The organism is Actinospineispora spinosispora DSM 44797, assembly GCF_000429025.1.
Classification (GTDB): Bacteria; Actinomycetota; Actinomycetes; order Mycobacteriales; family Pseudonocardiaceae; genus Pseudonocardia; species Pseudonocardia spinosispora.
In genome coordinates, this window is record NZ_KE386836.1 from 367,126 (window position 1) to 375,509 (window position 8,384).

8 protein-coding genes are annotated in these 8,384 nt (G+C 71.5%); 4 read left to right on the forward strand and 4 right to left on the reverse strand.

The window, feature by feature from the left end:
- Positions 1-164: 164 nt before the first annotated feature.
- Both G406_RS0138795 and G406_RS0138800 read right to left on the reverse strand, forming a co-directional pair.
- Entirely contained in the window at positions 165-1,877 is a 1,713-nt protein-coding gene (locus G406_RS0138795; RefSeq protein WP_037080748.1) for a hydantoinase B/oxoprolinase family protein, read from the reverse strand.
- Positions 1,874-3,940: a hydantoinase/oxoprolinase family protein gene (locus tag G406_RS0138800; RefSeq protein ID WP_037080750.1), complete on the reverse strand. Its 2,067-nt coding sequence runs from the start codon at positions 3,938-3,940 to the stop codon at positions 1,874-1,876. The genes G406_RS0138795 and G406_RS0138800 overlap by 4 nt, the downstream gene beginning before the upstream one ends.
- 111 nt (positions 3,941-4,051) lie before the next feature.
- Here G406_RS0138800 and G406_RS0138805 point away from each other — a divergent pair, with 111 nt between their 5' ends.
- The 3 genes from G406_RS0138805 (at position 4,052) to G406_RS0138815 (ending at position 6,965) form a co-directional block, all read left to right on the forward strand.
- Positions 4,052-4,693 carry a GntR family transcriptional regulator gene (locus G406_RS0138805; protein ID WP_064743156.1) on the forward strand — a complete coding sequence of 214 codons (642 nt, stop codon included), beginning with the start codon at positions 4,052-4,054 and terminating at the stop codon, positions 4,691-4,693.
- A gap of 71 nt (positions 4,694-4,764) precedes the next feature.
- Positions 4,765-6,114 (forward strand): MFS transporter, encoded by a 1,350-nt coding sequence (locus G406_RS0138810; protein WP_028938027.1) that lies wholly within the window; start codon positions 4,765-4,767, stop codon positions 6,112-6,114.
- A gap of 71 nt (positions 6,115-6,185) precedes the next feature.
- Positions 6,186-6,965: a putative hydro-lyase gene (locus tag G406_RS0138815; protein ID WP_037080752.1), complete on the forward strand. Its 780-nt coding sequence runs from the start codon at positions 6,186-6,188 to the stop codon at positions 6,963-6,965.
- An 8-nt stretch (positions 6,966-6,973) separates the two neighbouring features.
- Here the strand turns inward: G406_RS0138815 and G406_RS0138820 are convergent, their stop codons facing one another.
- Both G406_RS0138820 and G406_RS58050 read right to left on the reverse strand, forming a co-directional pair.
- Positions 6,974-7,291, reverse strand: a complete 318-nt coding sequence (locus G406_RS0138820) for a hypothetical protein (protein WP_028938029.1) — start codon at positions 7,289-7,291, stop codon at positions 6,974-6,976.
- 105 nt (positions 7,292-7,396) lie between these two features.
- Entirely contained in the window at positions 7,397-7,936 is a 540-nt protein-coding gene (locus G406_RS58050) for a hypothetical protein (RefSeq protein ID WP_028938030.1), read from the reverse strand.
- Between the two features lie 53 nt (positions 7,937-7,989).
- On the opposite strand from G406_RS58050, the gene G406_RS58630 reads away from it, so the two are divergent.
- Positions 7,990-8,384 (forward strand): hypothetical protein (locus G406_RS58630; protein WP_211241393.1); only part of this gene is annotated, 395 nt, incomplete at its 3' end.

Below are 8,384 nucleotides of genomic sequence, written 5' to 3' on the forward strand. Positions count from 1 at the left end.
CCGGCTTAGCCCGTGCCCGGCTTCAAGGCATCTCGGCTTCGCCGTCGACTCGTGAGTGGCAAGGGCGCCTATAGGCGCCCGGAGCACTCACGACGGAAAAGCTGTCGTGAGTGCTCCGAGCGCCTACGCCTTCGGCGCCGCTTCGCGGTAGACGCCCTTGCCACTCACGTGGGGAGGAGGCGGGTTGCTGTGTAGGTGGAGGGGGGACGGACCAGGGCGTTCGGGGGGCCGATGTAGGTGACCTTCACGTTGTAGTGGGACTCGGCTGCCTCGGGGGTCAGGTAGCCGTTCGCCACGTCCTCCAGGACCTGCTCCACCGGGCGCTCCGCGGGGTCGCCGTAGCCGCCGCCTCCCGGGAACAGCAGCTGCACCCGGGCGTCGGCAGACAGGCGGACCAGGCGTTTCCGGGGCAGAGCGGCGCCGGTCGCCAGGTCGGTGAACGAGCCGAGCGCGCCCGCGTCGCCGCCCTCGGTCCCGGCAGCGGGGTTCGCCACCCGGTCGATGTTCGCGTTGACCGTCCAGCCGTGCTCGCCGCGCCGCCGGACCTCGACGATCTGCCCGAGCCCACCCCGGTACCGGCCCGGCCCACCCGAGTCGGGTCGCAGCTCACGGCGCTGCTGCACGAGCGGCGTGAGCGTCTCCAACACCTCGGTCGGCGCCGCGCGCACCCCGGTCGGGAAGCCCGTCGTGTTGAGTCCGTCCTTGTCCGGCCGCGCGCCGCAGCCACCCGCGCCGAACACGGTGAGCGTGAACGGCTGGGCCTCACCCATGTCCGAGCCGCGCCACACGGTCATCCACAGCGCATCGGCGCTCACCGCCGGCAGACCGCCGGGCACCACGGGGCGCAGCGCCTCGAACAGCAGGCTCGGCAGGAAGTGCCCGACGAGGTGGCGCGACGCGACCGGGGCCGGGTCGACGCAGTTGAGCACCGACCCGACCGGCGCGGTCACCGTCACCGGCCGGAACGACCCCGCGTTGTGGGGGACCTCCGGCGCGAGCGCGGCCTTGATCGCGAACGACGTGTACGCGCGGGTGTAGTTGAGGACCACGTTGACGCCGTACGGCGACTGCGGCGACGAACCCGCGTAGTCGACGGTCGCCGAGGCGCCCTCGATGGTCACCGCGACCCGCAGCTCGATCGCCTCGTCGTCGAAGCCGTCGGAGGTGACGGCGGCGGTGTAGCACCCGTCCGGCAGTGCCCGCAGCGCGGCACACAATGCCTGTTCGGAGCGATCCATGATGTCGTGCGCGACCGGGTCGATGCTGTCCAGACCGAACTCGTCCATCATCCTGGCCAGGCTGCGCGCCCCGACCTGGTTGGCCGAGACCTGCGCGTAGACGTCCCCCATGGTCTCGTCGGGGGTCCGCACGTTGGCCCTGATCAGCGCTTCGAGGGTCTCGTTCGGTCCGGCGGCGGTGCGCAGCTTCATGATCGGCAGCCGCAGTCCCTCCTCGAACACCTCGGTCGCGGCAGCGGACAGGATGCGGCCGCCGATGTCCGGCGAGTGGCAGCAGCTGGCGAACCACGCGACCAGTACCCCGGCGCGGAACACCGGGGTGGCCACGGTGAGGTCGTTGATCTGGCCCGCGGTCATCCACGGATCGTTGGTGATCAGCACGTCACCGTCGGCGAGCGCGTCCGGCGGGTACTTCGCCGCGATGTGGCTCATGCCGGTGGCCATGGCGTTGATGTGTCCGGGTGTGCCGCCGGTGGACTGGCCGACCATGTCGCCGCGCGAGTCGAACACCGCGCACGCCAGGTCCAGCGACTCGCGCACCACCGGGCTGAACGCGGTGTTGACCAGCGCGGCCTGCTGCTCGTTCAACAGCGAGTGCAGCCGGTTGGCCACCAGTCCCACGACGACCGGGTCGATCATGACTGCTCCCCCCACTCGACGACGACGCTGCCGTCGGAGATGACCGTGGCCCGCGCATCCGGCGGCACCACCAGCGTCGACTCCCGTTCGTGCACCAGCGCCGGCCCCTTGACCACGGTGCCCGGCGCGAGCGCGTAGCGGCTGTAGACGGCCGTCTCGACGTACCCTCCGCCGAAGAACGCTCGTGAGTGTTGAGTCTGGCTATAGCCAGACTCAACACTCACGAGCTTCAGGTGGGCGGACGGGCGGGGGCCGCGCGAGGTGACCCGCCAGGTCAGGATCTCCACGTCGACGCCGGTCGGGGCGACGTCGCCGAACCTGCGGTCGTACTGGGCCAGGAAGCTCGTCAGTACCTCGTCACGCCAGCCGGGGCCGGGCGCGGGCACCGGGACCTCGATCTCGCTGCCCTGCCCGACGAACCGCATCTCGAGGGCCCGCTCGTGCACCAGCTCCATACCGGCGAGCACGTCGGAGCCCTCACGCTCCAGCTCGGTGAACAGCGCCGTGACCTCGTCGACAGGGATGTCGGCGAGCAACGCGTGCTTGGATCGCACGACGTCGATCGACATCGGCGCGGACAGGAAACCCAGCGCGGACAGCACCCCGGCGGCGGGCGGCGCGACGACCGAGGGCGAGCCGAGCGCCCGCGCCACCCCCGGGCCGTGCAGCGGACCGTTGCCGCCGGACACGAACAGCGGCAACCTGCCCGGATCCTGTCCGCGTTCGACGGCGTGCACCCTGGCCGCGTTGGCCATGCTCTCGTTCGCCGTGGTGTGGATGCCCCAGGCCGCCTCGGCCACGCTGATCCCGAGCGGGACGGCGATCTGCTCGGCGATCGCCGCCGCGGCCGCCGCCACGTCGAGTCGCACCTGGCCGTCGCCGAACGTCTCCGGGTCAAGGTAGCCGAGCACCGCGTCGGCGTCGGTCACGGTGCACCGCGTCCCGCCACGGCCGTAGCAGACCGGCCCCGGGTCCGAGCCCGCCGAATCGGGCCCGGTGGTGATCATTCCGAGCGCGTCGATCCTGGCGATCGAGCCGCCGCCGGTGCCGATCTCGATCATGTCGATGACCGGCGCGCGCACCGGCAGCCCGGACCCGGCGCGCAGCCGGTACACCCGGTCGACCTCGAACGTGTGAGTGATCATCGGCCGGTGCTGTTCGATGACGCACAGCTTCGCGGTGGTCCCGCCCATGTCGAAGGCCATCTGGTCGGGTCGGGAGCCGGTGCGGCCGAACGCGACGGCCCCCAGCGCGCCGCCCGCCGGGCCGGACTCCAGCATTCGGATCGGGAACCGCTTGGCCACGTCCACTCCCGCGACCCCGCCGTGCGACAGCATGATCAGCGGCGCCGCCGTGATGCCGAGCGTGCGCAGCCTCCCGCGCAGGTCCTCCAGATAGGACTCGGCCAGCTGCTGGACGTAGACGTTCGCGCACGTGGTCGAACCGCGTTCGTACTCCCGGATCTCAGGGTTGACCTCGCTGGACAGCGCTACCCGCAGATCGGGAGCGGCGGCCTCGATCGCATCGCGCGCCTGCCGTTCGTGCCGGTCGTCGACGTGGCTGTGCAGGAAGCACACCGCGACCGCCTCGATGCCGTGCTCGGCGAGCTCGACGGCGAGGCGCGCGACGGTCTCGGTGTCCAGCGGTGTCTCGACCGTGCCGTCGGTCAGCATCCGCTCCCGCACCCCGAACCGCAGATGCCGGGGAACCAGCGGGCGGGGCAGCTCCAGGCCGAGGTCGTACAGCTCGTAGCGGTGCTCGCGGCCCATCTCGATGACGTCGCGGAACCCCTCGGTCGTGATCAGGGCGGTCCGCGCACCCCGGCGTTCGATCAGCGCGTTGGTCACCAGCGTCGTTCCGTGCACGACCGAGGTGACGTCACCGGGATCGAGCCCGTTGTCCCGCATTGTGTCCCGCAGCAGCGACTCGACGGCCACCGCGGGTTCACGGCCGGTGGTCAGCGTCTTGCCGACCGCGACGATGCCGACGTCGTCCAGGATCGCCAGGTCGGTGAACGTTCCGCCGATGTCGACCCCGACGCGCAGCCCACCGCGGTTCCTCATGCACTGCCTCTCATGCCCGCAGACCGTACCGATCGTCCGACGAACCAGCAACAGATCGTCGGACGATCCGCGCGGTATCCTGACCGGGACCGCTCACGGAGGAGACAACGGGTGACCGACTCGACCGGTGCCGCCAGCCGGGTGGCCGACGCGCTGCGCGCCCAGATCGGCTCCGGTGTGCTCGTGCCGGGCACTCGACTGTCCGAGGACCGGGTGCGCGCCGAGCATGGCGTGTCCCGCAGCACGCTGCGCGAGGCGTTCCGGCTGCTCATCCGCGACCGGCTGCTCGTGCACGAGCTGAGCAGGGGCGTGTTCGTCCGCCAGTTGTCCCGGCGGGACGTCTCGGACCTCTACGAGGTGCGCCGGATCATCGAATGCGCTGCTCTACGGCACATCAGGACGTTGAGACCGGAGGGCCTGCGCAGGCTGCACGCGGCGGTCAACGACGGTCGGGCCGGCGTGGAGGACGGCCGCTGGGACGCGGTCGCGGCCGCCAGCATCCGGTTCCACGAAGCGCTCGTGGCGCTGGCCGGCAGCGAACGGCTGGATACGATCATCAGCGGCGTGCTCGCCGAGTTCCGGCTCGCCTACGCGCACATGACCGACACCCAGGTCTTCCACGCGGCCTTCCTGAAACGCAACCGGGAGATCGCGGAGCTGCTGGGCGCGGGGGACGTCGAGGGTGCGTCCGGCATGCTGGAGAGCTATCTCGTCGAGGCGGAAGAAGCGTTGCTCGACGACTTCATCACCTGAAGAATCGTGACAAATCGTCAGACGAACTTGTAGGGTCAGCCACCTCGGTCGTGAGACTCCCGGGAGGCCCCATGACAGCCGAGCTCAGCAACGACGCGAGCACGGGACCGGACGACAAGCTCAGCCCGACCGCCAAGCGCGCCATCCGAGGCGCCTGCTTCGGCTTCACCGTCGACTACTTCGACATCTACCTGCCGGTCGTGGCACTCACCCCGGCGATCGCCTACTTCCAGGCCGAACACACCTCCGCGTCCACGGCCGCGACGCTGTCCTACATCACGCTCGCGGTCACCCTGATCGGCCGGCCGGTCGGTGCACTGGTGTTCGGCCGGATCGCCGACATCACCGGCCGCAAACGGGCGACCATGATCAGCGTCGCGGGCGCCGGGGTCTGCACCCTGCTGCTCGGGCTGCTCCCCGGCTACCAGACGATCGGCTGGACCTCCATGGCCCTGGTGCTCGCGCTGCGGTTCGTCGGCGGCGTGTTCATGGGCGGCGAGTACTCCTCGGCCAACCCGCTGGCCATGGAGTCCAGCCCGAAACGGCTGCGCGGGCTGGTCGGTGGGCTGATCGCGGCGTCCTACCCGATCGGCTACATCGCCATCTCGGTCGTCGTGGCGATCATGTTCCAGTTCACCCCGGCCGGCTCGCCCGACTCGCCCTACGTGCAGTGGGGCTGGCGCATCCCGTTCTTCGTCGGCGCGGCGCTGTCGGCGGCGTTCCTGCTGTACTACCGCCGCGTCGAGGAGTCGACGGTGTTCACCAGGACCCGCGCGGCGGCGAAGCGGGATCCGCTCTCCGAACTGGTCACCGGCACGAACCGGCGCACGTTGCTGCAGGTCCTGCTGCTGATGACCGGGATGTGGTTCACCGTGCAGGCGACGCTGTCCGCGACGCCCGCGCTGCTGTCGACGGTCATCGGCCTGCCCAGCGCCACGGTCAACACCGGGCTGCTGGTGGCGAACGTGTTCGTGGCGCTCGGGTACGTGTCGCTCGCGCTGCTCGGGCAGCGGTTCGGCCGTCGGCGGATGCTGGTGATCTCCGGGATCTGGACGGTGCTGGTCGCGCCGGTCGTGTTCGTCGGCATGATCCGTCAGGGGTACACGGCCGCCGCCGGTCAGGGCGCGGTGTTCCCGGTGATGGCGCTGGCCACCGTGGCGCTGGTGCTGACCGTGTCGCCGTGGGGGATCGTCTCGACCTACATTCTCGAACGGTTCTCGACCAGCGTGCGGGCCTCCGGCTACGGCATCGGCTACAGCCTCGCGGTGATCATCCCCGGTTTCTACGCCTTCTACATGCTCGGCCTGAAGTCGGTCATGCCCTACGCGTACACCCCGATCGTCCTGATCGTGCTGGGTGGCGCACTGACGGTGGCCGGAGCGCTGCTCGGCCCCGAGACCCGCGACGTGGACATCCGCTGAACCTCGTGAGTGTTGAGTGTGGCTATAGCCACACTCAACACTCACGAGGTGAGCTGGGGAGGAGTGAGTCGATGATCGATGCGCGGACCGAGCCGAGGCTCGCCCGGGAGGAGATCCGGGCCGGGCGCTGGGACCGGGTCACCACCGGCTTGTGCGCCGGGTACATGCAGGCCAACCTGGCGATCCTGCCGGCCGAGATGGCCGAGGAGTTCGCCGGTTTCTGCCGTGCGAACCCGGCGCCGCTTCCGGTGCTGGAGGTGACCGAACCGGGCGTCCCGGACCGGTTGCGCACCGCCCCCGGCGCCGATCTGCGCACCGACCTGCCGGGCTACCGGGTGTACCGCCACGGTGCGCTGGACCAGGAGGTCGCCTCGATCGACGAGCTGTGGCGGGACGATCTCGTCGGGTTCCTGCTCGGCTGCAGCTTCAGCGCCGAGGACGCGCTGCGCAGCGCCGGGGTCCGGCTTCGGCACCTCGAGCTGGGCACCGGCGTGCCGATGTACCGGACGTCCGTGGCCTGCGCGCCGGTCGGCCGGTTCCACGGTCCGGTCGTGGTGTCGATGCGCGCGATCGCCGAGGACCAGGTGGCGGCGGCGACCGAGGTCACCGCCGCGCTACCGCTCGCGCACGGCGCACCGCTGCACGTCGGGGATCCGGCTGGCCTCGGCATCGACGACCTGGCGGCACCGGACTGGGGCGACCCGCTGCCCCTCGAACCCGGCGAGGTGGCGATGTTCTGGGCCTGCGGTGTCACCCCGCAGGCGGTCATCGCCGAGGTACGTCCTGAACTGGCGCTGACCCACGCACCCGGTCACATGTTCCTCACCGACGTGCGAACGGGAGCTTCGTGACGCAGCTGTCAGTGGACCGGGAGCTCTGCCACCGGGCTGGAGGCAGGGAGCTGCGCGCTCAGGGCGGGGACCGTCATCAGGAGCGCTCCCAGGAGGGTGACGCCGACCAGCGCCGCGCCGATACCGCCGACGACGACCCGGCGGTGCGCATCGGAGCGGTCCGCGATGCTCGGGACGTCCGACCACTCCAGACCGGCGGGCGGCGGGCCCCAGTTGGTGGCGACGTAGTGCGGGGTGTGCCGCACCGGGGCGGTCAGCTGGGGCGGCAGCTGCTCGGCGACGGGACGGAACTGGCCGATGCGCCGGGCGGTGATGGTGTTCGACACGGTGACCCCCGGTGCGATTGGTGACGGCTTGTTGTTCAGTCAATCGCCGTGCCGGGGTGGTTCGTTTCAGCAGCGTGTGAGTCGAGTGGATCACATATCGGGGGCTCAGCCGTCGGACGGTGACCCGTCGTATCGACCGGGTCGCTCCGGGTGGCCGGGTTCGTCGTACGTCCCGCCGTGACCCTGTCGGTCCGGAGCGGGACGCCGGTGCGGATAGCCGTCCGGATGACGTCGGACAGGAGGCGCCGGGTCCACTGTGGGCTCACCGGTCGGATCGCTCGGCGTGACCGACGGAGTGGCCGGGTCGTACGGAGTGTGCGGCTCCACCGTGCTGTCCGGAGTCGGCCGGGCGCGCTGGTACGGAGCGGGACGCCGGCTCGGAGCGGCTGTCGGCGACGGCTGCCACGGCTCGTCGCCGTCGCCGGTCCGGGGGAGGTCCTCGGCCGGCGGTGTCGGCCGGTCGAGCGGCTCGCCTCGGGGGGCGGGCGTGTGCCGGTGGTCGAAGGTCGGCTCGCGGGTGTCGTCCGGGTATGGGCGGTCCTCGAAGACGGGCGCGCCGCGCCGGTCCCGTGATGCCGGGTGATCGGAGTCGTGGTCCTCGCGGTGCCGAGTGCCCGACTCGGTCCGGGCGTCGTCGGAGGGCACGGTCTTTGCCGGGGTCCGGTCGGGCGCCTGGCGTCGGCCGGTCGCGGCCTCTCGTGGCGCTTCGGGCACCGGGGCGCGGGCGGCCGGTGCTCGAACGGCCGGCTTGGGGAGCGCCGGAGCCAGCGCCGCCGAGGGAACCCGCGTGGCCGGAGCCCGCGTGGCGGGAGCGGGTCTGGCGGGAGTGGACGTGGCGGGAGCGGGTGTGGCGGGAGCGGGTGTGGCGGGAGCGGGTGTGGCGGGAGCGGGTGCAGTGGGAACGGGTGCGGCGGGAGCGGGTGCGGCGGGAGCGGGTGCGGCGGGAGCGGGTGCGGCGGGAACGGGTGCGGCGGGAACGGGCGCAGCGGGAACAGGAGCAGCGGGAACAGGAGCGGCGGGAGCGGGTGCGGCCGGAGCTTGGGCAGCGGGGAGCGGCGCGGCCGGAGCTCGGCCGTCTGGGGAGTGCGAGCCG

Excerpts from the sequence above, each read along its gene's own strand:
- G406_RS0138795 (WP_037080748.1), bottom strand. The coding sequence starts at position 1,877 with ATGATCGACCCGGTCGTCGTGGGACTGGTGGCCAACCGGCTGCACTCG.
- G406_RS0138800 (WP_037080750.1), bottom strand. The coding sequence starts at position 3,940 with ATGAGGAACCGCGGTGGGCTGCGCGTCGGGGTCGACATCGGCGGAACG.
- G406_RS0138810 (WP_028938027.1), top strand. The coding sequence starts at position 4,765 with ATGACAGCCGAGCTCAGCAACGACGCGAGCACGGGACCGGACGACAAG.
- G406_RS0138815 (WP_037080752.1), top strand. The coding sequence starts at position 6,186 with ATGATCGATGCGCGGACCGAGCCGAGGCTCGCCCGGGAGGAGATCCGG.